The sequence below is a fragment of the Nitrosomonas sp. HPC101 genome (assembly GCF_009833125.1).
GTDB lineage: Bacteria > Pseudomonadota > Gammaproteobacteria > Burkholderiales > Nitrosomonadaceae > Nitrosomonas.
In genome coordinates this window covers 85087-109485 of record NZ_QRCC01000010.1, presented here as the reverse complement: position 1 = coordinate 109485, position 24399 = coordinate 85087, and the positions used below count along the sequence as shown (strand labels likewise).

The following is a 24399-nucleotide window of genomic DNA, read 5'->3' as shown; positions in this document are numbered from 1 at the left end:
GGATTTGCTATCCGTCCAGTCAATCATTCCCGATTCTATTATCGGGTACCGTTCTGGTTCATTATTGCTGTGGCTGCATCATCTCACACCGCTCACCAATCCAGCGACCAGTTGTGTCAGCAGATACATAAACCGGCACGTCCTGCACTGTGCTGTTGAACTCTGTTTTTCCGGAAAAACGCTCAGGCGTGGAAAAAACACCTTCGGCATGACCGTTGCCTTTAAAGCGTGGATTATCACAAGCAAGTTCCACCTGATAGCGGTTTCCAGAATGGCTCACATCGACAACCGAGCATCCGGACTGATTTTCGTAAAACCGTGAGGGAATATCCTGTTGCGCCATCTCTGGTGTGATGCAAATACGAGAAGTTGCTGCGCCATCTTTGACATGTGGAATTTTCACCCCGTATTGCCTGGCCAGCAGGGTGATCTGCTGCATTTGCTCAGACGGAACATGCTGAACCAGTCCGAGCAAATCCGAATGAGTGGTCACTTCCCACAGTCCAGGCCGGATGCCGGTTTCAGCCCAGCCAAACGTACTTACCATCAAAGACAGAGCAATCAATATCGCTTTGAGCGTCATTTTATATAGGGCGGGATCAGTCATGCCTGTGATTCTTTTTATCATCTTCCCTGATTTCAATAATTTCTGCATCCTCGATCATCCCGTTATCTTGTTCAGCCGAGGCAGCCATCGATTGCCGAAATTTGCGGCGCAACCACCATAGCCTCGCACCCACTCCAGCTGCCGTCACCGCAAACAACGCCAGTACGATTGAAAAGAAAAACGCACCCAGCACGACCACCACAATAACTGCTGGAATCAGCATCAGATAAAATGCCCATCGGCTAGCCGGCGATGTATTCAATGGTTCACCCGCCGGATCAGCTTGTCCCTGGTGAATAACCCTTCTGATAATTATCTTCCTGTAGTCATCGCGCATTGCATCCACTCCTCTATTTCAGCCACACTCTTAGGTACCGCCCGGGTAAGTACTTCATGTCCGTCCGATGTCACTGCCACATCATCCTCAATTCTTATACCTATGTTCCAAAAATGTTTCGGAATATCTTCAGCAGGACGAATGTAACAGCCCGGCTCGACTGTCAACGTCATTCCGGGAACCAGCTCACGCCACTGACCGGCCTGCTTGTATTCCCCGGCATCATGCACGTCCAGCCCCAGCCAATGCCCGGTTCGGTGCATATAAAAGCGCTTGTAGGACTCCGTCTCGATCACTGCATCCGGACTACCCTGGCACAAATTCAAATCGACAAACCCTTCAGCCAGTACCCGCAAAGCGGCCTGATGAGGCGCATCCCAATTGCTGCCCGGCCGCACCGCAGCAATTGCAGCCAGCTGGGCAGCAAGCACCAGCTGATAAACATCTTTCTGTACTGCAGAAAACGTGCCATTTACCGGAAAAGTACGCGTGATATCCGCTGCATAACCATGCAATTCGCACGCCGCGTCGATCAGCAACAGATCTCCTGCTTTCAGCTGCGCATCATTCTGAACATAGTGCAATACACAAGCATTCGCACCCCCTGCCACAATGGATGTATAAGCAGGGGCTTGCGCACCCTGCCGACGAAATTCATGGAGCAGCTCAGCTTCTATCTCATACTCGTACTTGTCAGAGCATGTTGCCTGCATGGCACGCCTGTGTGCTTTGGCCGAAATCCTGGCGGCTTCACGCATCACAGCCAGTTCGTGATCATCCTTAATAAGACGCATTTCGTCGAGTAAATGACGGATATCCCGTATTTCAGTTGGCGCTGACACGCCTTGCCGAGCCCGCTCCCGCACACGATTGATCCACGTGATCACACGCTGATCCCAAGCAGGATCATGCCCCAATGCATGCAATACCACGGGCTGATTCGCCAAAAATTCACCGGCAAGTTCATCAAGCCGGACAATCGGGTAGGCAGCATCAAAACCGAAAGCCTCTTGTGCTGCATCCGGCCCATAACGAAACCCGTTCCAGATTTCGTGCTCACTATCCTTGTCCCGGCAAAACAGGATTTGTTGCGATGTGCTTTCATCTCCGGTAGCAACCAGCATCAGAATTGCTTCAGGTTCCTGGAAGCCCGTCAGGTAGTAGAAGTAACTATCAAAACGATAGGGGTAGTTCGTATCCCGGTTACGGTATTTTTCCGGTGATGTAGCAACGATCGCGACGCCTCGCTGAATTTGTAACAACAAGCGCTTTCTGCGGTCAACATACGTCTGGATTGGAATCATGTCACCGGATCTCCGTAACCGGCCGGGAACCTGTCAAACTGACTGTCATGCATCTGCCCGACATCAACAATTGCAATAGATGAGAAAGCATTATTAACTCCCGATTTCCGTTTGTGGTTAAAATGTAGCATTTTCTTATGAGGTCTAATCATGTATCGCATTGCCCCTAGCATTCTTTCTGCCAATTTTGCCAGACTGGGTGAAGAAGTCACACAAGTCCTGGACTCAGGCGCAGATATCATTCATTTCGATGTCATGGATAATCATTATGTTCCCAACTTAACGATTGGGCCCTTGGTGTGCGAAGCGATCCGCCCCCTGACCAAGGCAATTATCGACGTACATCTGATGGTTGAACCCGTTGATCGCATTATTCCGGATTTTGCCAAAGCGGGTGCCAACATTATCTCCTTCCATCCGGAAGCTTCGCGACATATTGATCGCACCATCGGACTCATCAAAGAGCAAGGATGTAAAGCTGGCCTGGTGTTTAATCCGGCCACACCACTTTCATACCTCGATCATGTTCTGGATAAACTCGATCTGATCCTGATCATGTCGGTCAACCCCGGTTTTGGTGGACAGTCATTCATTCCCGAGGCGCTGAACAAACTGCGTTCGACAAGAGAGCGCATTGACGCAAGTGGCTGCGATATTCTGCTGGAAATCGACGGCGGCGTGAAGGTGAATAATATTGCAGAAATCGCGCGTGCCGGTGCAGATACATTTGTTGCGGGCTCTGCCATTTACAGTGCGGGCAAAGACAGCGATCCTCACCACTACGATAGCATCATCGCTGCCATGCGCGCTGAGTTAGCAAAAGTTGCCTGATCGGAGCCAAGATATGACCCAATCCACCATACAGTCGTCTAATCGAAACTCGTTTCCGATTCCACTTAAAGCTGTCATCATTGATTTGGATGGCACCCTGCTTGACACCGCTCAGGATCTGGCGTTAGCGGCCAATGCAATGTTGCGTGAGCTACATATGGCAGAACTGCCATCATCCACCATACAAAGTTTTATTGGCAAAGGCGTTCCCAAGCTGGTCAAACGTACTCTTACCAACAGTCCGGACGATGAGCCGGATCCTGAACTCTTCAAGCAAGCATTGCCGATATACGAACGTTGTTATGCAGAAAACCTGCATGTAAATACATGCCCCTATCCTGGCGCCATTGAAGGACTCGAACAGCTCAAGCAGAAAGGATTTCACCTGATTTGCATTACCAATAAAACCGAAATCTTTACGCTTCCACTATTACATGCAACCGGGTTACTGGATTACTTTGAACTGGTACTGTCCGGCGACAGCCTCCCGAAAAGAAAACCAGACCCGCTGCCATTGCTGCATGCCTGCAAACATTTCGGAATTTCACCCAAGGCTGCGCTGTTGATTGGTGATTCATCCAACGATGCCATCGCAGCACGCGCAGCAGGTTGCCATATCTTCTGTGTACCCTACGGATACAATGAAGGGCATGATGTACATAAACTTGATTGCGATGCAGTCGTGGACTCGATTGTGGATACGACCAGGTTGATCACTTATCAACACACTTCAGAAGTGTCATGAAACACACAACGGCTGATGGCGTTTCATCGCGTCATTTCAGCAACACACCGCCTTCCATGGATCATTGCATCACTGAAAGTGAGTTCAACGATCTGAAAGCACAAGGGTACAACCGGATCCCCCTGGTACTGGAGACACTCGCTGATCTGGACACCCCACTTTCCCTCTACCTCAAACTGGCAAATCAGCCCTATTCCTACTTACTGGAATCGGTATTGGGAGGAGAACGGTTCGGACGCTATTCGATTATCGGATTACCTGCAAAAACCAGACTGGAAGCCCGCTCCAACCATATTCGTATTCTCAGTGAGAATAAAACGGAAGAAGAGACCGACACAACCGATGTACTCGGTTTTATCGGCTCTTTCCTGGATCGGTTCAGGGTTGCTCCTTACGCAGGATTACCCCGCTTTGGCGGGGGTCTGGCGGGTTATTTTTCTTACGACACGGTTCGTTACATCGAGCCCAGATTGTCTGGCCAGGCCCGACCGGATACGTTACAAACACCGGATATTTTACTGCTACTCTCGGAAGAACTGATTGTAATGGATAATCTTTCCGGCAAGCTTTATCTGATTATCTACATCAATCCCGCACTGGAAAACGCTTACCAAATCGGAAAAGATCACCTCAAAGAATTACTGCACAAACTGCGGGAACCTCTGCCGGTGCCCGTCGAGAAACCCACTCCTTCCGGAATCGCCACCAATGAATTTTCCGAGATGGATTTTATTGCCGCAGTAGAACAAGCCAAGCGCTACATCGTCGATGGCGACATCATGCAGGTTGTCCTCTCGCAGCGTACCAGCCAACCGTATTCCGCTTCACCGCTCGCATTGTATCGTGCCTTGCGCAGTCTCAATCCATCGCCCTACATGTTCAATTATCATTTAGGCGATTTTCACATCGTGGGAGCCTCACCGGAAATTCTGGTCAGACTGGAAAAGGATATGGTTACCGTTCGTCCAATTGCCGGCACCCGGCCGCGCGGGCAAGATACCCAGGCAGATCAGACATTGGCAGCAGATTTGCTGGCGGACCCCAAAGAGCGAGCCGAACACATCATGCTGATGGATCTGGGCCGTAACGATATCGGTCGGGTTGCGCAGACCGGCAGCGTAAAGGTCACCGAAAACATGCAAATAGAATACTATTCGCATGTCATGCATATCGTTTCCAATGTCGAAGGGAAACTCAAGCCGGGTTTGAATGCTATCGACGTACTACGCGCCACCTTCCCTGCCGGCACCGTCAGCGGAGCACCCAAAGTCAGAGCAATGGAAATCATTGATGAACTGGAAATCTCCAAACGCGGGATCTATGCCGGTGCAGTCGGCTACCTCGGGTTCAACGGAGATATGGATCTGGCTATCGCAATTCGCACCGGGATCATTAAGGATGGTATGTTACACGTACAGGCGGGGGCAGGTATTGTCGCCGACTCCATTCCACAGAATGAATGGATCGAAACATGCAACAAAGCCAAAGCACTACTACGAGCAGCAGAAATTGCCGGAAACGGACTGGATAGCGCAATTACCTGATGCGTGCACGCCACAAATATAGGCTGGATGACATAAAACCATTACAACAAATAAGGATATCGCCTCAGGATCGACTGGAGTAAGTGCCCACCCCATATTCATAAACAAGCCTGCCTCCCAGCCAGCCTGCAATACAAAGAGTAATCAACCCCGCGACAGACAGAACAATCGCAACCAGCCCCGGCTGCCCCAACTGGGTACCGTCCAGCCGCAGAAAGAGGCTGACTGCATACAATAACCAACTGGTCATCATCAACAACATATGCTGATTGGCAATTTTCATGGCAGGGCTCTGCTGGTCAATTTTTGCGAGCTCCATCAAACCGGCCACCATGGCAAGCAATGCAGTAATCGTTCCAATAACGAGCAGCACCCCGGCCACCCAACTGACCAGCTCATTTGTCGTAAGCAGACCCGCAATATCGCACAACGTTGATATAAACCAGGTTGCAATCGGGAAATGAACCAGCATCGGATGAACGGGGTGTCTCATGGCAAGATTTCCTGTTATATCGCTCTAAAACAATACACTGAGCAGCGTGAGAAAACCGGCAACCGCCACCCCTGCATGGATGAAAACAATATTTTTAGGGGCAACGCTGCCTTTCATATGAATTGAGGCAAGATAAAATCCACCTAAAGCAGCCACGACCAGCAGACCCAATGCAGCCACCAGACGATTATCACCCGACTCCTCCAAAACCACCAGTATCAATGTAACCAGACCAGCCGCGCCCAGCAGCGCATGTACAATTGAAACGGCCCATGGCGCGAGCTGTCCTGAAAGGACTTTCGAAGCCAGAAACAAACCTCCGACAGCAGCAATCGCAAAAATTATAATTGCAATATTCAACATTTTTCTCTCCCTCCACTTTTTAATGATGGATTTTTACTATATTACACGTCAGAATACTTTTGCAACATAAATATGTTAAAACTTAAATGAAGCTCAATCAGTCATGAAATCCGCTTTATCGTTGCTGGGGGAACGCCAGCAATCCCTGCTCACTGCCTTGCTGCATCATCGCAAAGGACTGACAGTAGAAGAATTGTCCAGCCTGCTGACCATTTCCCGCAATGCCGTCAACCAGCATCTTACCCATCTGGGCAGCAGCGGTTTCATTCAGAGTACCTTGCAGGAAAGCACCGGCGGCAGGCCGGGCCGGATATACACACTGACAGCCAATGGCCTGGAGCTATTCCAGCGACGATACTCATTTCTGGCAAAGCTACTGCTTTCCTGGATAGACAAAAATATGGGTGAACATGAGCTTGATGCTTGTTTGACCGAGCTTGGCAAAGAAATGGCAAGTGGATTGGAACATCGCCTCACGCAGCATACCTCACGCAGCGATAAACTTCAGGAAGCCATTACCATCATGAGCGAGCTTGGTTACGATACTCAAATATATCGGATGTCAGAAAATCAGGCAGAAATTATTGCAAATAACTGTGTTTTTCAGGAACTCGCCCAGCAGCACCAGGAGTTTTGCAAGCTCGACATCAGTTTTATGAAGCATCTGCTGAAAGCAGATATCGAACATACGGAATGTATCGTTAGAAACGGCAAGTATTGTCGCTTCAAAATAATTAGCCCCGACGAATCTGATCCGATAGAATAACAAAACAAGCAGGAAATCAGCCTATGCGCCCATCTCGATGTAATAAAACCGGCACCTCACTATTCATGATATTCAGCCTGCTTGCTGCCACTTCAACTTCTGCTGAAGAAACCGGGCTAATCAACACGCTGACTGGCTACAACATCAATGAAATTACGCCTACTCCATCAATCCAACTAAAATTTGGAGGATGGGTAGAAGCTGGCTTTACCGGTAACCCCGGGAGTCCACGTAATCATTCGAACTTCCCGGTGGCATTCAACGATGGCGCCAACCAGTTCAAGCTCCACCAGGTTTATGCCTATATCGAGAAAGAAATAGATCCCGGCAAAAATTCGTGGGATATTGGTATGCGTGCCGACCTTTTGTACGGTACAGATGCCAAATTCGTCAAAACTTCCAGTTTCGACTCAACCATTCTGGGAGACAACCCGAAACATCAGCTGGTATTTCCTCAAGTGTATGTCAACCTGTATGCCCCGATTGGAAATGGCGTAAGTATGTCGGTCGGTCATTTTTATACGATTATCGGGTATGAGTCTCCGATGTCGCCCAACAATTTCTTTTTTTCACATGCTTACACCATGCGGTACGCCGAGCCTTTTACACACATGGGTGTCATGCTTTCCTATCCGGTCAATAACAACCTCACTGTTAAGAGTGGAGTCGTTACCCGATGGGATGCCTTTTCCAAACATTCTCCTGACTATCTGGGGGGATTGAATTACATTACCGATGACAGAAAAACCATGATCTCCGCATCACTGATCACGGGTGATGTAAAAACCGGCTCTCTGAACGATGACCACAATCGCACGATGTACAGCATAGAACTGGAACGAAACATCACTGATAAACTACATTACGTGATACAACATGACTTTGGAATTGAAGCAAAAACATCAAATTCTTCCTCCGCCACATGGTATGGAATCAATCAATACCTTCTGTACGATATTTCAAACCGGCTTGGAGCAGGGTTGCGTTTTGAATGGTTTCACGACCAGAACGGAACCCGTGTAATGGGTGATGGCAACGATGAGGATTTCATCGGCATTACAGCAGGATTAAACTACAAACCAATCACTGGAATCACACTACGCTCTGAAATCCGCTACGATACGGCAATTCATCACGATGTGTTCAGAGATGGCAGGGACAATGACCAGGTACTGCTTTCGGCTAGCGCTATTCTGCATTTTTGATTCAACAGAAAAAAACTATCCAGGCATTGGCTGCTTCGCTTTCATTTCTTCGGCACATATAGATCAGTGATCGTGCCTTCCGCTATTTCGGCGGAAAATGAAATGGTCTCGGATAAAGTAGGATGGGGGTGGATCGCGAGTCCGATATCCTGCATGTCTGCACCCATTTCCAGCGCCAGTACAGTTTCCGCAATCAGTTCCCCCGCATGCGACCCAACCATGCCAGCTCCCAGGATTCTTTTTGTATCCTTATCGAAAAGCAGCTTGGTCATGCCTTCATCGCGCGCCATGGTAATGGCACGGCCACTGGCGGCCCAGGGAAATACCGCTTTCTCATAGGCAATACCCTGCTTCCCGGCTTCAGTTTCTGTCAATCCCATCCAGGCCACTTCAGGATCAGTATAGGCAACCGAGGGAATAGTGCAGGCATCGAATGCAACCTTGTGCCCAACAATGACTTCTGCCGCAATCTTGCCTTCATGGGATGCTTTATGTGCCAGCATGGGATCCCCAACAATATCACCAATTGCAAAAATGTGGGGAACGCTGGTTCGCATCTGCTTATCCACTGGAATGAATCCACGTTCATCCACATTGACGCCGGCAGCCCCGGCATCGATCAGTTTTCCGTTTGGTCGACGTCCAACCGCCACCAACACCCGATCATAGCGTTGCGGCTCCGGATCCTGTTCACCTTCAAAAAATACCTGCAGCCCTTCTTTATCCGCTTCAATCCGGCTGACACTGGTATTGAGGTAAATTGCTTCACATTCTGTTTTCAGTTTTTTGTACAGCGGTTTGACCAGATCCGCATCGGCCCCCGGAATGAGCTGCGCCATCCGCTCCACAATGCTGATCCTGGTGCCCAGTGCATGATAAACCGTCGCCATTTCCAGCCCGATGATCCCGCCTCCCAGAACCAGCATGCGTTCCGGAATATCTGTCAGCGCCAGCGCACCAGTCGAATCGATGATGCGCTCATCCGCAGGAAGCCCCGGGATACGCGCTACACTGGATCCGGCCGCAATGACACAATAATCGAACGAAACTGTTTTGATTCCATCCGGTGTTTCAACTTCAATCAGATGCGGATCAACGAATTTACCCGTACCCTGGATGACGGTTACCTTGCGCTGCCTGGCAAGCATCGACAACCCTTTGGTCAGCTTGCCCACCACCGATTCTTTCCATGAGCGCAGCTTGTCAACATCGATTTCAGGGTGCCCAAAATGAATACCGTACAAATTTGCTTCTTGCGCTTCCGTAAGCGTTTTTGCAGCATGCAGCAGCGCCTTGGAAGGAATACAACCCACATTCAGACACACGCCACCCAACATGGGATAACGCTCAATCAACACCACCTGTTTACCCAGATCAGCCGCCCGGAACGCCGCCGTATAGCCGCCTGGACCGGCTCCCAGTACAACCACTTCAGCTTGAATTTCTCCACGAGCAGTTACCGGAATCGATGCAACGCTCTCGACGGGTGTTTCCGTATCCAGAGCGGCTGGCCGGTTGTCAGCCCTGCTCGTATCATCAGATGGTGTAGTTAAAATTGTCTGAGTATCTGCTTCCTTGATTTCCAAAGTGACGATGAGTGAGCCTTGTGAAATTTTATCACCCGTCTTGACGTGCACCTCCCGCACAATACCCGTCTGTGGAGCCGGCACTTCTATTGATGCCTTATCGGTTTCAAGTACCAGCAACGGCGTTTCCTGCTCGACTTCGTCACCTGGATTCACCAGAACGTCTACTACCGGAACCTCCTGGAAATCGCCAATATCAGGCAAAGTTACTTTTATTGATTGTGTCATCGTTTCATTCTCTGATATGACCATCACCCAGCACGATGAATTTCTGGCTGGTTAATCCTTCCAGTCCCACCGGACCACGTGCATGCAGCTTGTCTGTGGAAATCCCGATTTCTGCTCCAAGACCATACTCAAATCCATCAGCAAAACGGGTCGATGCATTCACCATGACTGAGCTGGAATCAACTTCGCGCAGAAACTGGCGAGCACGTGAATAATCTTCAGTCACTATGGTATCAGTGTGCTGTGATCCATAGGTGGCAATATGTGTAATAGCTTGATCGATATCCGCCACGACGCGAATGCTCAGTACCGGTGCAAGATATTCAGCGTACCAGTCTTCCTCCACCGCTGGCTTCATCCCGGTAACAAGTGCACAAACAGTTTCATCTCCCCGCAACTCCACTCCCTTTTCCAGAAGAACTCTGCAAATACGGGGCAGAAACTGTGCAGCAATGCCGGTATGCACCAGCAACGTTTCCATGGTATTACATGTCCCGTACCGCTGTGTTTTCGCATTATCTGCAACACGTACGGCTTTCTCCAGATCGGCCGACAAATCAACATAAACGTGACACACACCATCCAGATGCTTGATGACGGGAACACGTGCCTCATTGGCGATTCGCTCAATCAATCCCTTACCGCCACGCGGAACAATTACATCCACATATTCACTCATGGTAATGAGTGCGCTCACTGCAGCGCGATCAGTCGTTTCCACTACCTGCACAGCCTGCTCAGGCATGCCAGCTGTTCTGAGCCCTTCCCGCACACAAGCAGCAATTGCCTGATTGCTTTGTATCGCTTCAGATCCTCCACGCAAAATTGCAGCATTGCCCGCCTTCAGGCATAAACCGGCCGCATCCGCCGTCACGTTTGGACGTGCTTCGTAAATGATACCAATCACCCCCAGCGGTACTCGCATTTTGCCGACCTGGATACCAGATGGCCGATAATCCAGATCCGTCATCGCCCCGATCGGATCAGGCAGTGCAGCAATCTGCTCCAGACCTGCTGCCATGCTTGTGATTCCCTTCGAAGTCAATGTCAGGCGATCTATCATGGCAGACTCGATCCCTTTGTTTCTGGCTTGCACCACATCTGCAGCATTGGCTGCCAGCAGCGATACCTCATCACGGCGGATGGCTTGAGCCATCGCAATGAGTGCACAATTTTTAACAGCAGTATCCGCTCTCGCAATCGCTCGCGCTGCTGCACGCGCCGCACGCCCAAGAGCTTGCATATCAGCCTGTATCTTTCCGTTTTTTTCCATGTAAATATTGATTTACTAAGACTAATAGAGCATTCAGGTCATCCAGTTATTTGCCGGAACCGGAGCCTTTTGGTTTCGCTCCGCGCCACTTTCCAACCTGGATCAATTTGTTTCTGAGGCCAGGCAAAGGAAAATCCAGTGCATACGCCTGCTCGGCATAATGCCTGGCCTTATCATAATTTTTATGTTTAAAATACATCAAACCAAGATTATAGAGAATCGTTGCGCTGTCGGGCTGCAGATCAGCCGCCACTTCCAGTTGTTCAAGCGCTTCTTTGTTGCGACCACGATGAGATAAAAATGCACTGTAAATCGACCGAACCTGTGCATCCTTCGCATTCATACGGATCGCCCGGTCGAAGTAACACTCAATCGGATATTTCATATGCGGAATACGAGTGGACTTCTCTTTAATCGAATATTTGACCAGTGAGGCCAGTGCACGATGATGATTCGGCCAGGAGTGAAGCGTATAATTCAAATCTCCGCCGAGAGGACCTGATTCACCGTCAATCAAATTTTCTACTTTGGGTGTAAAATGATGGCGTTCCACGAGGTTCAGTTCATGCGAATACGCGAACCGCTCCATATAATCATATGGACCATACCACACCCCTTTCAATTCTCCACAGTAAATTCCTTTTTTTACCGCAACCGCTAATGATGGCGAAGTAAGAAATAGCACCGTCATAACAAAAACCAACAGAGTTTTCATAAATTTTCAGCCTTCTAAAATTCAATGTAACCTGCTGGTTCTTCTCCGAGAATGCTCAGCAGCCTGGATAGATCTTTAGCACCTGCCTCCCTCGAGTTAGACAAGATTTTATCCATTGGCGCAATCGGCGCCCTGTTTTCTCTTATAAGAGTCATAAACTGGCTCAAACCTTCCATGATCGCTTTCTCTGAATCCAGAGGCGCAATTGTATCAATCCCCACGCTGCGCAGCTTTTCCGCTGTATCACCAGTCGGATCGGTCAAAGCCAGAATGGGTCGTTGTGCACGCAGATATTCATACAGCTTGGCAGGAATCTGATTGTTACAGTTGGCCGCCTGCAGAATCAGCAACCCGTCAACCGCCACCATTTCTGCAAGCGCCTCATTGTAAGAAACAGGAGGAGCAAGAGAAACAATTGTTCCGATTTCAAAACGGTTGATCAGCGATTGCAGATAAGCCTCGTGATGCGAAGCACGCAAAATAATATGCAAACTATCAGCACTGACGACATTCCGTTTCAATAGCACGGACAAAGCTGAGAACAAACACGTTGGATCGCGCTCCGATGGATAAATAATTCCACTGTGCAGCAGCGTAATCCGACCCGTTCTGGCAACCTGATCCATCGGGCGAACGATCGAAGTAAAGCTGAACTCATCGTATCCATTCTCTATCAGATGGAATCGCGCCGCCGGAACATGTGAAAATCTTGTCTGATAATCTTTGAGCGTACCGGGTGTCGTAAAAACCGCGCGCGAGCAGTACTCAATCGTTTTATTTTCAACCCGTTCATAAGCACGATAAATCGACGGATTGGGCGGATAATCTGGCTGCACCATCGGATCTCTGAAATCAGCCACCCACGGAATACCTGTCAGACGATGCAAACTCAATCCTATCAGATGTGCCGTTGCGATGGGATAAGTCGACCAGATCACATCCGGCCTATATTTTTTGATCAGATACCATCCCATTGGTACTGCACCCAACCACCAGCTGATCCAGCGATCCGGCAAAGCCAGCACACGCGGATATCGCCCCATCAAGGTCAGATGTCTGGCTGTATCCAGCGCAAACGACCGATAAACGCGCACCTGCCCTGGAATATCCGTCAGCTGGCCGGAATCAGTCTGCTGGTAAGCACGTGGCGAAGGTGCTAGGACAATCGGCTCCCAGCCATGATCAGGCAGATAGCGAGCAAAACGCAATGTCCTCTGCATACCACTGCTGCCATGCATTGGTGGAAAGTGATAGGCAATCATCAACACCCGTTTTACCATGACAGCACCCGGTTTGCGGTCAGCTCTGCCACCTGGTCGCGCCATTCACGTGTGGAAAAAGTATGGTTGGCGTTTTCCATATGGAAAAGTTCTGTCTGCTTCGTTCTCATCGTAGCCTGCCAAGGCTTCGATGAATCGACCAGATCCAGAAACTCGCGCGCTGTCAGATCATTTCCACTGGTAATGACCAGTATTTTTCCCTGAAAACGCTTCATGCCATCCAACATACGTTCTGGCAAAGGCGCTGTCAAATCACACAGTGATTCGCCCCCATCCTCCGATACAACCGGCTCTTTCCCACTCCACAAGCTGTTTCTGCCAAACTCATATAAAGACCAGATGGAAAGCAGCGGATTGAATTTTCCACTCAGTAGCTTTTGCCAGAATTCCGGCTCAAGCAAACGTTGCAGGTAATAGTGCTTCAAGTAAGCTTTGGCAATACCCTGCTCCGTTCTAACCCATGGATTCAACAGCACCAGTCCGCTTATCCGCTGATCCTGGTGCGCATAGAACAAAGCAGCTGAAGCCGCATCACACAGCCCCCAAACTACAATATCTTTCAGAAAAGGGCATGCATCAAAAAAAACATTGACGGCACTGCGCAAATCCTCTCCAACATGCTCAAACGTCCGCATCTCACCATCACTGTCACCCATTCCCCTAAAATCAAAACGCATGACAGGAATGCCTCGTTCCGCCAGATAGCGTGCAAGCAATACGAACTGCCGATGACTGCCAACGCGATACTGCGGTCCACCGACGATAATCAGCACACCACGCGCAGAGGATGATTGCGGTATGTTCAAAATACCGTATAACCAGTCACCCCTACAGTGAAAACGTAACGCCTGTTCCTGAAAATTCATGCCGGGATTCCGGCAAACGATTCAAATGTCCTGGCAGTAGCCATCAACAGCTCCGGACATTCGCTGATTTCCTGAGTCGCCCAAAACGGCAACCCGGGTATGAGCGTGACCTCTGGATAAATACCAGACTGATTCCATGCCTCCACGACTGAAGTACTGGCTGGAGAAAGCCCACGCTCGGCATCAGGTGTAATTTCAAACCAATACACCTCACTGCCTTCAACGACCAGCTGATCCAGCCTCAATGCATCAATTGCGGCGGCCATTGCAGGAGACAAGGTATAACCTGCGATTTCAAGCGCCTCACCCGCTCCCAGTTTTTCACGAAAATCCTGTACATTTTCGGTCTTACCCATATCATCCGACATCAATCTATTCACCAGCTTCAGGCGTAAGAATTGGGTCAGAAACGATTTGCCATTGACAACAGGCTGCCAGAGCACCAGTTTCACCGGATCAATCCTCGCCTCTTCATTGTTTACATAATCCAGTACCAGCAAGGCTCCCAACCGCACCCCCCAGAAGTGAACCGATGCAAATCCTTGTTGCATCAGCCATTGGCTGGCGTATGCGATATCCTCCTTCCAAATCGCCCAGGTAGCCTCCCCAAAATCTCCTTCACTGTCCCCGCAACCGTACAAATCGACCTGCAGCACGCCAAATCCCATTGTCGCAAATGCCTTGGCCTGCAAAGCAGCCATACGCCTGGATTTGTTCATTTCTTCGGCAAACGGATGAATATAGAGAAGTGCTTGATTCAATGGATTCCCGACCGGCGGATGATAAATACAAAAACGTTTCCCAGGCGAGGCATCCAGAAAAAAAGGTTCAGCCGGTGGGTTATTATCCATACATTTTCAGTGCGACAATTTATGTTCAACGAAAAGCGTCAGGCTTCCGAGTGTTTCAAAAGTCTGCGCACTGATTTCATCATCATCCACTGAAAAATCAAAGTATTCTTCCAGCGCAGTAATCACGTTGACTACTGCCATTGAATCCAGTTCAGGGATATTTCCGAGCAGAACAGAACTGGCAACCAATGCATGTTTTCTCTCTCCAAGGGCTAACACATCCCCCAGAATGTTTTTTACTGCTTCAAGATGTTGCATAATTACTCCACAAAAGGCTATTGCTTAATATCAGCGGCATTTTAAGACAGTTTTTTAGAATATGCCGAATTGATCGCTCCCGCAGCACAGCTGTAGAACTATTTATTTAATATTGAGTCACTGAACAGGATGGTGTTACAGTTAGTTGACAATAAATAGTCTTCAAAGCCTAACCATCCCAATCACCTCATGAACTGGTCAGAACTGTATTGGCAGCGCATTACTCCGCTACACCTTCTTTTGTGGCCGGTCAGCTTGCTGTTCGTTCTGTTTCAGTCCATTCGACGCTATCTTTACCGGCACGAGATACTGACTTCGATTCCGCTCCCTGTGCCGGTGATTGTTATTGACAGCATCACTACTGCAAGTCTGGTTAAAACACCGCTCATTATTCAGATAGCCAACATGCTGAGAGCACGTGGATTACGGCCTGGAATCATCGGCCATGGCTACACCGACAATTATCACCCGCCAATGAGAGTAACCATCGACAGCCCTCTTCAACTTGTTGGTGAAAAATCATTACGGCTTGCCTATTACCTGCGTGAAACCTGCCCGGTATGGATCGGCCACGACCGGATAGAAGTGGCAAAAGCACTGCTGGAGGCACATAAGGAATGTAATGTACTGATTTGTAACGATGGCTTACAGGATCTCCGTCTGAAACGCGATTTTGAAGCCGTCATTGTTGACACCAGCGTTATTAATTCCGGGAATGGCCTGATCATGCCTGCCGGGCCGCTACGGGACAGCTTTGCCCGCTTAAAACATTCCAATGCCATTATACAAGCAGGGCATCAGAGACAAATCCCGGATATCGACGAAGGAATCAGAATATTTTATATCACACCGCTCAAAGAGCGTTTTTTCAACCTATTACAGCCTGAATTAACTGTCAGTGCAGCAGAACTTGCAAACAAACGTATTCATGCGATTGTCTGCGATCCAGATACACAAAATTTTCTGGACAACCTGAAATTCATGAAATTGACGGTCACTTCCCACATTTTTTCCGGAAATCATCATTTCATCGCGAAGGATTTCCAGTTCGGCGAAGCTGAAATCATCCTGGTACCGGAAGAAGATGCAGTAAAATACCTAAGTCTACGCGACGAACGTATCTGGGTTTTACAACAGGAATATCGTATTGACCTCGGATTACGCGAAATCATACTGAAGAAACTGAGAGAAAAATTCATGGATCCAAAACTCCTGGACATCTTGGCTTGTCCGCTATGCAAAGGCCCGCTTATCTACAAAAAAGACCGGTCTGAACTGATCTGCAAGGCAGATCGGCTGGCCTACCCCATTCGGGACGGTATCCCTGTCATGCTAGAGGATGAAGCAAGAAGGCTGCCGGAAGAAGAAGAAATCAAATAGGCAGACTTTTCCGCCATCTCCTTCTTTCCAAGATCACTCCGGTTGCTGACTCCGCCGTTCCGCAGACACTTCCGCAGCCGGGATCCACTCTCTCCATTTTCCCAGCAACGGGAAATAAATTGCCAGGTGAACAGGTCGCTGCTCTACTTTTCGCAATGTGTTTGCATAACGCTCCAGTTGCGGCCGGTAACGTAACTGTTCCCGGTCGAGGAATTCCTCGACACCTCCGCCGGTATGGGATCCCGTTTTATAGTCAATAATCCAGCGCACTCCTGCCGCATCTACAAAGGTTCTGTCAATAATGCTGATGGAAGTTAAATGGCCTGCCGCAACGGATAATGCCCATTCACAGTGAGCATGCTGATGCTGATTGCTCAAAATCCAGCGGCCTGTTTCATCCTCTATGCACATTATCCTGAGCGCCTGTGAAACCAGCTGCACAGCGGCCTTCAAGTGTTGAGGTGCGATACCGGATTGCATGAGCAGCGAACGCCCTGCCTGCATCAAACCATCCAGGGTTTGTTGATCCAGATGTTCGATACCCATCACCCCGATACGATGCAACAGGCGATGCACGACCACCCCAATCAATCGTGCAGGCTCACCTGCCCAATCAAAATCCACCCGTTCTTCTACACTACTATTTTTGCTTGGATGCATTGAAACCCGAACAGCTTCAGGCGGCAGTGGCAAGTGCCAATCCGGTGTCAGGCATACCCGGCTGACAAGCTGCAAACTTGCATCAACATCAGGCATTGGTAAATCTGCAGCTCCAACTTCATTCAATCGCGCCTGAAAATCTGCTGCCACAGCAGGCCACAATTTTGCCAGCAGGGTATCCTCCAGTGGACTCAACGCACCATTCCCCAGTTTCTCTGGATTGATTTTGAGATGCCCCAGCAAATGCAGACTGTGTTTCGCCCGGGTGACCGCCACATACAGCAACCGTGCCTCTTCCAGCGCAGACCGTTTTCTTTCTTCAGACAGGATGCAGGCAGAAATCGGATTTTTGTCGCTTCCCGGTGCACTGATCGGTGCACACAACAAACCGGGACGCTGTGACTGATCGCGAAACTCCAGCCAGTTGAGCAGCTTTTCCTGATCTCGTCGGGGAGATTTACCTAACCCCGGCAGAATTACGGTATCGAATTCCAGTCCTTTCGCCTTGTGCAGCGTCATGAGCTGCAACGAGTCATCCGCCGCCACATCCGGCAAAGCAAACAACCGAATCAGCTGTTCATCTAACTCCTGTACATCCGGCCGGTAACCGGTGACATCGAAATCTTCCAGCAACTGAAAATAAACTTCAGCATCCGCCAGATCGGTTTCATCCCGAATGCAGGCAGATCCTCCCAGGTTGATCCATGCGCCCTCCACGCATCTTCTTAATGACATTCTGTCGTACAGCATCAGCACCTGCTCCACAACCGGCAGCACCCTGTTTACCTGCTGGCACCCTGCTTCACTCAAAGTGCCTGAACCGGTACAGGCACGCAGCGAATCAATCAGCACATGCTCCGGCAATATATTGGCAACGGTATGCAAATCCTGCAGAGAAAGTCCGCAAAACGGCGCACGCAGCAATGCCAGCCAGGCAACGCGATCAGCCGGATGCACCAGAGTCCGGGTCAATGCCATCAAATCCCGAATCACCGTGCGCTGCGCCAGGTGTTCGATTTCCACCGCCTGAAAAGATAAACCCTCCTGCCTGAAACGAGCAACGATACTCGCAAGATGACCGCGATTACGCACGAGGATGGCAATTTTGCCATCTGGCTGCACAGCCCTCGCCTGCTCTACGATCGCCGCCACCTGCTCTGCCTCAGCCCGATCATCTCTGTGCAGATAAGGATAAACTTTGACTGCCTCCCCGCCAGAGGCTGCGTGAAACGCTACAGAATCTGCATATGATACGGCTCCGGTACTGACGTCATCGGCATCCGGCAATATCTGCGAAAAATAGCGATTGACCCAATCAACAACCGCTTGCTGTGAGCGAAAATTGACGGAAAGCTGCAGAAATTTTATTGGAATCTGGCCAAAATATCCGCGATCACGAATATCCAGAAACAATCCCACTTCGGCTTGCCGGAAGCGGTAGATGGATTGCATCGGATCCCCCACCAGAAACAGCGTACGACCGTCCCCAGCCTGCCAGCCGGCAGTCAGCCGCTGAAGTAATTCCGCCTGACTGGAAGACGTATCCTGGAATTCGTCCACCAGAATATGACGAATACGGTAATCGAGCGCCAACGCCAGATCCGTCGGCATTTCCGGTTCACCCAGTGCGCGGACGGCCGCCATGGCAATCTCGGCAAAATCCACCTGACCATGCTGCCGGAAAACCAGCAGCAAATACCCGGCAGCCACCTTGAGTAAGCTGAACAGGGCCTGCAGCGTTTCCCACTCCTCATCCGCATAGCGCTCCGGTGGCAGCTGCCTGAACGACAGCAAATGCTGTCGGAATACTTCCTTTTCCTGCAAAGTGGACAGTAATTCAGTCATTCGCTGCTTCATTCCACTCAGACGTTCCTTTAATGCGGCATCGCGTACCACCGATGGCGCAGGAAATCCATTCGTCTTCGTTACCTGTTTACGCCACTCTCCTGCCTGGGTGAGTAAAAAATCTGCGACCCTTGACCAAACAGGACGATCTTCAAGCGCCTGGCCGGGCCAGCGCAGCATCGAATCATCCTGATCAGCTTCAGTCAGATTTTGCGCAGCAAACTGCATCAGCTCGATAATCTCTGCCTGACAATCTGCTGGCGACGATTCAGCCAGTTTTCTTAGAACTGCTATAACCTGATCCGTCAGTGCCGATTCCAGGCGTTCACGCATGTCAATCGAATCAGCTGCATCAATGACATGCCGCAACCACAAATCACGCCGTGCCAGCATATCGGCAATCAGACGCTGCAATCTATCCAGACGATTGTCCAGATGACGGATCAAATGTTCGATCGCTGCGGTCCATTCGCTCTCTTCTTCCAATGCCTCGACTGTCAGACGCGCGGCTTCCAGATACAACGGGTCCGCATCCTCTGCCACTGATGACAAGGCACCTTGCCGGGAACTCACCGGCATACGATCAACCAGCCAGGCACACAAAGAATCAATCGTCTGGATACGCAAACGTGACGGATTTTGCAGCAATTGCCAACCTCGTACCTGATCATGCGCCAGCACCCGGTTGGCTAGCGCCTGAAACTGGCGTTGATACACATCCTGTGGCAGCACTACATCGTCATTTGCATCACGCAAGGCTTGCAGAACCCTGCGCTTCATTTCACTGGCCGCCTTACGCGTAAACGTAATAGCAATGATTTCCTCCGGTTCCTCTACCGTAGCGAGCAGCACCAGAAACCGCTGCGTCAGCAATCCTGTCTTGCCTGATCCTGCCGGCGCCTGAACGATAAAGGAACCCGCCGGATCAAGCGCCTGCAAGCGCTCAACCAGATCCGGGATTTCCAGCTGCGAGATGGTGTTCATTATTTCAATCAGATTAATGGAAAAACAATCAGATCTCGTTTTGTCACGTAAGAAGCTGATAAAACAAAATAGCTGAATGTACGATCAGTGATGTTCTCAAACAGGATGTTGTTGTGTCGCATTTCCATGAGAGTACAAATGACCCGCTCAGTTTTGTCATTGGTTTGGGGCGTTTAACATGTGTGAATTTCTGTCCAGTGCCGTAAATTTGTTTAACGCCTGGCCAGACGTTTGAAGTGCCCTGAATTGCTGGCTGGTGCTGTCACAGGGCCGCTTCAGCACCTCATAAATGACTGATCAGCTGACATGGAAGCGTTCTGCAAGATATATTACTTTCCATAACCAGGTTTGATAAAGATCGCCAGATCTCCTGGCGATCCAGTAATGTTAAACGGCCTCGTTTGTGTATATCCATTTACAGTATTCCCATAAATACTGTAAACAACGCCGAGAATTTTACATTTTATATATTTTTGCTTTCGTCCGGTTTCTCCACATGAGATAGCCGGTAATAAACAGTATGAGAGGCGAAAGTCCTGTGATGACCTGCAAAATTCGGGTGAATGTTCCTCCTGGCACTCCAATATGGAGGGGATAAAAGAAATTATAAATCCGGGTACCCAAGGGTGCTGCCAAGGCATTTTCAATACGCAACACTTCCCCAGTGTACTGATCGAGATAAACAAAGCTTTTTCCATTCGGATTGAATTCTTCAGGCATTTTTTTGCGTACCACCACAGGTGCTTGTGGCGTCTGTGGAAAACTGATCCATGTAGCTGGTCCGGAAAGGCTGCTGTCAGCCTGGTGCAGCAGAGTATCTATCGGAAGAGTCATTTTTCCGGCATTGAGAGGATCGGAATGCGGTGGTCCGGGTATTGGCGCACTTGCTGTCACAAAATTAGTAAGAGTCTGTATGGTTTTATTGAATACAAGGGAAACGCCAGTAAAGGCCGCAATCAGGAGAAAAACAATAGTGTAGGCGCCCAATGCGCGATGCAGATCAAAAATCATTTTTTTCCGCGGCGCAAACCAACTGACCCTGAAGCCTCGCGCAAATTTCCCCATTCCCTTTCCATTAGGTGGCCACCATAGAAAAAAGCCGGTGATACTCATGCAAATGAGCAGCAGAGCGCTAACGCCGAGAATGGTTTTACCACGCTCTCCAACAAGAAGTTCAGTATGTACCAGGGTAACCCACCCCATAAAAGTATCTTCCTGCCGATGGGCACCCAGCAGTTCGCCACTGTAAGGATCTACATAAACGAATAAACCATGCGGCTCATTCATTTTCAGCAGGTAAGTCTGTTCTGGTGTCCATGGCATGCGAACAGAGAAAATAGTGTCTTCGGGATAGGCTTTCCTGGCTGTATTCAGCACAGTTTCTAGCGGAACCCGCTTGCCGTCCGCCACTGTTTTCATCAATTCAGGATGTAAAAGCGTTTCAATCTCCTCTCGAAACACAATCATGCTACCAGTCAATCCAGCCAGCACCATAAATAACCCTGCTATCAACCCGATATAAAGATGAAGATAGAAGATAATTTTCCGAACTTTCATGGCAAATACCTCTTTGGGTATTAAGTATGGATGGATGCATCTTGTGATTTCATAAGTATATTGCTGGAATCTGGCAATCAGAATTCGACCCGGGATGCAATTTTGAACATGACAGGTGCACCAACACCCAGTAATCCGTTACCTGCGGTACTCCAGTAATTGCTGTTGGTTACGTTATCCACAACTGCCTGGATTGTGGCGCGCTTGCCTGCAACACGGGTCATATAGCGTGCACCCAGGGAAAGTGTTGCGTAATCATCTACAAAGGCCTGATTGGCGCTATCCACAGGTCGTCTCCCTACGTAATACACGCCACCGCTGAGCGCCAGTCCGGGTATGCTGTCCGGACGATATTCTGCAAAGAGACTGGCTGTGCGTTTCGGTGTGTTATCCGGGATTTTGCCAAATGTACTGGCATTGGCCTTGTTCAATTGTTCTGAGTCCATAAACAGGGCCGATCCGATGAGTGATAATTGTTTCGTCACCTCGCCAGAAGCGGACAACTCAAAGCCGCTATACTGAGCCATACCGTTGAGAACAAAACGATTGGCCGTATCTACGGATGTTGAAGCGCGCTTGATGTCGAAATATGCCACTTGAAGCAATATGCCTTGCCCGACCAGTGCCTTGACGCCAACCTCTTTCTGCTTCGATACTGCCGGTGCCAGGATTTCTCCACTGTTGGCACGGTTGGAGGGTGCCTGTCCGCTTTCTTCGACACCCTCGATATAGCTCGCGTACACTGATACGTTAGGAATGGGTTTGTACATCAAGGAAAATGACGGATTGATCCTGTCGGCCTTGTAATGAGTCGTTTTGGCAGTGCTTTCATAGAAACTGCTGCGCACTCCCAGCATAGCTTGTAATTTGCTGCCGATCAGGATCCGATCGGATATATACACACCCCAATCTGTTATTTTTGATCGATTTGCACTAAATGGAACGGTGGGAGAGTGCCGTGCAATATCAATGGGATCGTATAGATTCTGCGCAGTATCGAACATGGATGAGGTGCGGGGGTTCTGCTTGCGCTCGTTGCCGGTAAACCCTAGAGATACCTCATGGGTAATAATCTGGCCAGGAAATCGCCCAAATACTTCAGTACGAATATTCTGATTATCCCAATGCTGGCCACGATTAAAGAAGGTACGCAAAGTCCCATTGCCGGTAGCAAGGTCGTAATTCTGAAACTGGGAGAAATTGCGATCCCGCCTGGTTTCCGCTCTGCCAATCTCGAATAGCAGTCCCCAATTGTCGCTGATTGCATAATCTGCACGAAGCAGCAGATTCGTTGCGCTTGCATCATATTTTTGCCATTTCCCAGCGAGATTGAGGCGCGCATCCGGAACAGATGGCAAGGTTATAACACCGTTGATTGCAGCAGGAGCTCGAATGGCTGCCTGCTCAGAAACTTCCTTGCGGTAGTGCTCTACATCAAACTTGACGGAAAATTTATCCGTTATCCGCCAGTCGAAAGCGCCTGATACAAGGGCGCGGTGACCGGAAAAATTGTGAATACCAATATCTTCGCGCCCGGCGAGAAGATTGATGCGTGCCCCGAACTGCCGGTCACTGCCGAAACGTCGCCCCAGATCAACATGCCCGTTTATACCTCCATACATATTTGCCATCAACGAGACATTTGAAACGGGATCCTTGCCCGCACGCTTGGTTACCAGATTAACGATGCCGGATGGCGGCACGAAACCATAGTACAGGGATGAAGCGCCTTTGAGTGCTTCAACACGCTCCTTGTTTTCCATGGGGATATCGATCAGATTAATAATCGGCAAAGATCCGTTGAGCCGATAATTACTGCGGTTCTCCACCAGAATGCCACGAATCGCAATATTGTCATAAGTCGAACCGCTCAATTGCGAACGCGTGACTCCTGCCGTATTGCGCAATGCGCCAAATATGCCGGTTGTAGCCTGTGCATCGAGTACTTCTCGTGTGATTACATTACTGGTTTGTGGCACATCGATTGGTGCCATATCCCGGAATGTTCCGACCTGAACAAAATCAGAATTGAAACTTCCTATCCGTTCTCCAGTCACGGTTACGGCTGGTAATTTTTGCTCTGTTTCAACTTGACTGGATTCAGCCTCTGCCTGCTGAACCCAGGATATTAATGCAAATACAGCGATTACCGGGTATAGATTAATTTTCATGGTTATTAATAGCTCTTTCATGTTAAATCCTGAAATCCTGACATGTGGTTCAAATATTGCTTACCCGTGGCCGTTGGCATACATGGTTTCGTATCCCGCCATGAAACGCATGGCGGGCACAGGCAAAACAGATGTAATTGCCGAATCCTGCAGCAATGACACTGAAATATTGCAAATGGGAAAGGGTGATGGAAAGCAGTGATGAGTGGTTTTCGGCGGGTATAACTCTCCATTCCTGGCGCGACGCACGATTTCATGTGGATTGACCAGGTAACCCTGACGCGTTGCATCCACTTTTACGCAGTTGTAATCAAGTAACAGGCAGGGGATATATTTCAGCCCGAGCTGGTGCGCTGCCTCCAGGCGATGATGACCATCCATGACAGCAAGGCTGGCACGTTCCACAGCGATAGGGATACGCCAGAGCTGTTCGCGCAAAATGGTGTCTGCCAGGGCTGCTGCGTGATTGGAATAATGACACTCGTTCGGGCGAACCCGTTTGACGTGTATAAAATGAATAGGCAGCGAACAGAGCATCGTTAATCCCTTT

General features: G+C 49.4%; 22 protein-coding genes and 1 pseudogene. 7 read left to right on the top strand and 16 right to left on the bottom strand.

Annotated features, from left to right (window positions below; genetic code table 11):
• Nucleotides 1–61: 61 nt before the first annotated feature.
• Genes ABO04_RS07530 through ABO04_RS07520 form a run of 3 tightly spaced genes read right to left on the bottom strand, consistent with a single transcriptional unit; the run spans nt 62 to nt 2248 of the window.
• Entirely contained in the window at nt 62–607 is a 546-nt protein-coding gene (locus ABO04_RS07530; RefSeq protein WP_160810062.1) for a DUF3617 domain-containing protein, read from the bottom strand.
• Complete coding sequence (locus ABO04_RS07525) at nt 600–944, bottom strand: hypothetical protein (RefSeq protein ID WP_160810061.1); 345 nt, start codon at nt 942–944, stop codon at nt 600–602. The genes ABO04_RS07530 and ABO04_RS07525 overlap by 8 nt, the downstream gene beginning before the upstream one ends.
• Nucleotides 920–2248: an aminopeptidase P N-terminal domain-containing protein gene (locus tag ABO04_RS07520; RefSeq protein ID WP_160810060.1), complete on the bottom strand. Its 1329-nt coding sequence runs from the start codon at nt 2246–2248 to the stop codon at nt 920–922. Before ABO04_RS07520 ends, ABO04_RS07525 begins: the two co-directional genes overlap by 25 nt.
• A gap of 150 nt (nt 2249–2398) precedes the next feature.
• Between ABO04_RS07520 and rpe the strand changes: the two genes are divergently transcribed.
• Genes rpe through trpE form a run of 3 tightly spaced genes read left to right on the top strand, consistent with a single transcriptional unit; the run spans nt 2399 to nt 5368 of the window.
• Nucleotides 2399–3079, top strand: coding sequence for a ribulose-phosphate 3-epimerase (gene rpe / locus ABO04_RS07515; protein WP_160810059.1), 681 nt, complete (start codon nt 2399–2401; stop codon nt 3077–3079).
• Between the two features lie 13 nt (nt 3080–3092).
• Complete coding sequence (locus ABO04_RS07510) at nt 3093–3824, top strand: phosphoglycolate phosphatase (protein ID WP_160810058.1); 732 nt, start codon at nt 3093–3095, stop codon at nt 3822–3824.
• Between the two features lie 56 nt (nt 3825–3880).
• A complete protein-coding gene (gene trpE, locus ABO04_RS07505; RefSeq protein WP_160810294.1) occupies nt 3881–5368 on the top strand; it encodes an anthranilate synthase component I in 1488 nt (495 codons plus the stop codon).
• A 64-nt stretch (nt 5369–5432) separates the two neighbouring features.
• On the opposite strand, the gene ABO04_RS07500 is transcribed toward trpE, so the two are convergent.
• Nucleotides 5433–5861: a DUF2231 domain-containing protein gene (locus ABO04_RS07500; protein WP_160810057.1), complete on the bottom strand. Its 429-nt coding sequence runs from the start codon at nt 5859–5861 to the stop codon at nt 5433–5435.
• Nucleotides 5862–5885: 24 nt separating this feature from the next.
• Nucleotides 5886–6224 (bottom strand): hypothetical protein, encoded by a 339-nt coding sequence (locus tag ABO04_RS07495; RefSeq protein ID WP_160810056.1) that lies wholly within the window; start codon nt 6222–6224, stop codon nt 5886–5888.
• Nucleotides 6225–6327: 103 nt separating this feature from the next.
• Between ABO04_RS07495 and ABO04_RS07490 the strand changes: the two genes are divergently transcribed.
• A complete protein-coding gene (locus ABO04_RS07490) occupies nt 6328–6990 on the top strand; it encodes a methanogen output domain 1-containing protein (protein ID WP_160810055.1) in 663 nt (220 codons plus the stop codon).
• Nucleotides 6991–7013: 23 nt separating this feature from the next.
• Nucleotides 7014–8195 carry a porin gene (locus ABO04_RS07485; RefSeq protein ID WP_160810054.1) on the top strand — a complete coding sequence of 394 codons (1182 nt, stop codon included), beginning with the start codon at nt 7014–7016 and terminating at the stop codon, nt 8193–8195.
• A gap of 41 nt (nt 8196–8236) precedes the next feature.
• Here the strand turns inward: ABO04_RS07485 and lpdA are convergent, their stop codons facing one another.
• The 7 genes from lpdA to ABO04_RS07450 are packed head-to-tail and all read right to left on the bottom strand — an operon-like array spanning nt 8237 to nt 15252.
• Nucleotides 8237–10009 (bottom strand): dihydrolipoyl dehydrogenase, encoded by a 1773-nt coding sequence (gene lpdA, locus ABO04_RS07480; protein WP_160810053.1) that lies wholly within the window; start codon nt 10007–10009, stop codon nt 8237–8239.
• Between the two features lie 4 nt (nt 10010–10013).
• Nucleotides 10014–11282: a glutamate-5-semialdehyde dehydrogenase gene (locus ABO04_RS07475; protein WP_160810052.1), complete on the bottom strand. Its 1269-nt coding sequence runs from the start codon at nt 11280–11282 to the stop codon at nt 10014–10016.
• A 46-nt stretch (nt 11283–11328) separates the two neighbouring features.
• Entirely contained in the window at nt 11329–11997 is a 669-nt protein-coding gene (locus ABO04_RS07470) for a tetratricopeptide repeat protein (protein ID WP_160810051.1), read from the bottom strand.
• Between the two features lie 14 nt (nt 11998–12011).
• Nucleotides 12012–13322: a glycosyltransferase gene (locus ABO04_RS07465; protein ID WP_240141472.1), complete on the bottom strand. Its 1311-nt coding sequence runs from the start codon at nt 13320–13322 to the stop codon at nt 12012–12014.
• Nucleotides 13271–14143 carry a hydrolase 1, exosortase A system-associated gene (locus ABO04_RS07460; RefSeq protein WP_160810050.1) on the bottom strand — a complete coding sequence of 291 codons (873 nt, stop codon included), beginning with the start codon at nt 14141–14143 and terminating at the stop codon, nt 13271–13273. Before ABO04_RS07460 ends, ABO04_RS07465 begins: the two co-directional genes overlap by 52 nt.
• Nucleotides 14140–14994, bottom strand: a complete 855-nt coding sequence (locus ABO04_RS07455) for a hydrolase 2, exosortase A system-associated (protein ID WP_160810049.1) — start codon at nt 14992–14994, stop codon at nt 14140–14142. Before ABO04_RS07455 ends, ABO04_RS07460 begins: the two co-directional genes overlap by 4 nt.
• 6 nt (nt 14995–15000) lie before the next feature.
• The gene (locus ABO04_RS07450; RefSeq protein WP_160810048.1) at nt 15001–15252 is read right to left on the bottom strand and encodes an acyl carrier protein; all 252 of its coding nucleotides are present in this window, start codon (nt 15250–15252) and stop codon (nt 15001–15003) included.
• 189 nt (nt 15253–15441) lie between these two features.
• Between ABO04_RS07450 and lpxK the strand changes: the two are divergent.
• Nucleotides 15442–16425 (top strand): annotated as a pseudogene (gene lpxK / locus ABO04_RS07445) (tetraacyldisaccharide 4'-kinase); the annotation flags it as partial.
• Nucleotides 16426–16449: 24 nt separating this feature from the next.
• Nucleotides 16450–16632, top strand: a complete 183-nt coding sequence (locus tag ABO04_RS12110) for a Trm112 family protein (protein ID WP_240141492.1) — start codon at nt 16450–16452, stop codon at nt 16630–16632.
• A 33-nt stretch (nt 16633–16665) separates the two neighbouring features.
• Here ABO04_RS12110 and ABO04_RS07440 read toward each other — a convergent pair whose 3' ends face one another.
• The 4 genes from ABO04_RS07440 to ABO04_RS07425 all read right to left on the bottom strand — a co-directional run bounded on the left by ABO04_RS07440 (nt 16666) and on the right by ABO04_RS07425 (nt 24386).
• Nucleotides 16666–20121, bottom strand: coding sequence for a UvrD-helicase domain-containing protein (locus ABO04_RS07440; RefSeq protein ID WP_160810046.1), 3456 nt, complete (start codon nt 20119–20121; stop codon nt 16666–16668).
• A gap of 456 nt (nt 20122–20577) precedes the next feature.
• Complete coding sequence (locus ABO04_RS07435) at nt 20578–21678, bottom strand: PepSY-associated TM helix domain-containing protein (protein WP_160810045.1); 1101 nt, start codon at nt 21676–21678, stop codon at nt 20578–20580.
• Nucleotides 21679–21755: 77 nt separating this feature from the next.
• The gene (locus ABO04_RS07430; protein WP_240141471.1) at nt 21756–23870 is read right to left on the bottom strand and encodes a TonB-dependent siderophore receptor; all 2115 of its coding nucleotides are present in this window, start codon (nt 23868–23870) and stop codon (nt 21756–21758) included.
• A 39-nt stretch (nt 23871–23909) separates the two neighbouring features.
• Nucleotides 23910–24386 carry a ParB N-terminal domain-containing protein gene (locus ABO04_RS07425; protein ID WP_160810044.1) on the bottom strand — a complete coding sequence of 159 codons (477 nt, stop codon included), beginning with the start codon at nt 24384–24386 and terminating at the stop codon, nt 23910–23912.
• Nucleotides 24387–24399 lie beyond the last annotated feature (13 nt).

Coding starts and splice junctions, on each gene's coding strand:
- lpdA (WP_160810053.1), bottom strand. CDS start 10,009: ATGACACAATCAATAAAAGTAACTTTGCCTGATATTGGCGATTTCCAG.
- ABO04_RS07490 (WP_160810055.1), top strand. CDS start 6,328: ATGAAATCCGCTTTATCGTTGCTGGGGGAACGCCAGCAATCCCTGCTC.
- ABO04_RS07435 (WP_160810045.1), bottom strand. CDS start 21,678: ATGAAAGTTCGGAAAATTATCTTCTATCTTCATCTTTATATCGGGTTG.
- rpe (WP_160810059.1), top strand. CDS start 2,399: ATGTATCGCATTGCCCCTAGCATTCTTTCTGCCAATTTTGCCAGACTG.
- ABO04_RS07510 (WP_160810058.1), top strand. CDS start 3,093: ATGACCCAATCCACCATACAGTCGTCTAATCGAAACTCGTTTCCGATT.
- ABO04_RS07430 (WP_240141471.1), bottom strand. CDS start 23,870: ATGAAAGAGCTATTAATAACCATGAAAATTAATCTATACCCGGTAATC.
- ABO04_RS07460 (WP_160810050.1), bottom strand. CDS start 14,143: ATGAATTTTCAGGAACAGGCGTTACGTTTTCACTGTAGGGGTGACTGG.
- ABO04_RS07450 (WP_160810048.1), bottom strand. CDS start 15,252: ATGCAACATCTTGAAGCAGTAAAAAACATTCTGGGGGATGTGTTAGCC.
- ABO04_RS07520 (WP_160810060.1), bottom strand. CDS start 2,248: ATGATTCCAATCCAGACGTATGTTGACCGCAGAAAGCGCTTGTTGTTA.
- ABO04_RS07455 (WP_160810049.1), bottom strand. CDS start 14,994: ATGGATAATAACCCACCGGCTGAACCTTTTTTTCTGGATGCCTCGCCT.
- ABO04_RS07465 (WP_240141472.1), bottom strand. CDS start 13,322: ATGGCGCGACCAGGTGGCAGAGCTGACCGCAAACCGGGTGCTGTCATG.
- ABO04_RS07475 (WP_160810052.1), bottom strand. CDS start 11,282: ATGGAAAAAAACGGAAAGATACAGGCTGATATGCAAGCTCTTGGGCGT.
- ABO04_RS07440 (WP_160810046.1), bottom strand. CDS start 20,121: ATGAACACCATCTCGCAGCTGGAAATCCCGGATCTGGTTGAGCGCTTG.
- ABO04_RS07485 (WP_160810054.1), top strand. CDS start 7,014: ATGCGCCCATCTCGATGTAATAAAACCGGCACCTCACTATTCATGATA.
- ABO04_RS07495 (WP_160810056.1), bottom strand. CDS start 6,224: ATGTTGAATATTGCAATTATAATTTTTGCGATTGCTGCTGTCGGAGGT.
- ABO04_RS07425 (WP_160810044.1), bottom strand. CDS start 24,386: ATGCTCTGTTCGCTGCCTATTCATTTTATACACGTCAAACGGGTTCGC.
- ABO04_RS07525 (WP_160810061.1), bottom strand. CDS start 944: ATGCGCGATGACTACAGGAAGATAATTATCAGAAGGGTTATTCACCAG.
- ABO04_RS07500 (WP_160810057.1), bottom strand. CDS start 5,861: ATGAGACACCCCGTTCATCCGATGCTGGTTCATTTCCCGATTGCAACC.
- ABO04_RS12110 (WP_240141492.1), top strand. CDS start 16,450: ATGGATCCAAAACTCCTGGACATCTTGGCTTGTCCGCTATGCAAAGGC.
- ABO04_RS07530 (WP_160810062.1), bottom strand. CDS start 607: ATGACTGATCCCGCCCTATATAAAATGACGCTCAAAGCGATATTGATT.
- ABO04_RS07470 (WP_160810051.1), bottom strand. CDS start 11,997: ATGAAAACTCTGTTGGTTTTTGTTATGACGGTGCTATTTCTTACTTCG.
- trpE (WP_160810294.1), top strand. CDS start 3,881: ATGGATCATTGCATCACTGAAAGTGAGTTCAACGATCTGAAAGCACAA.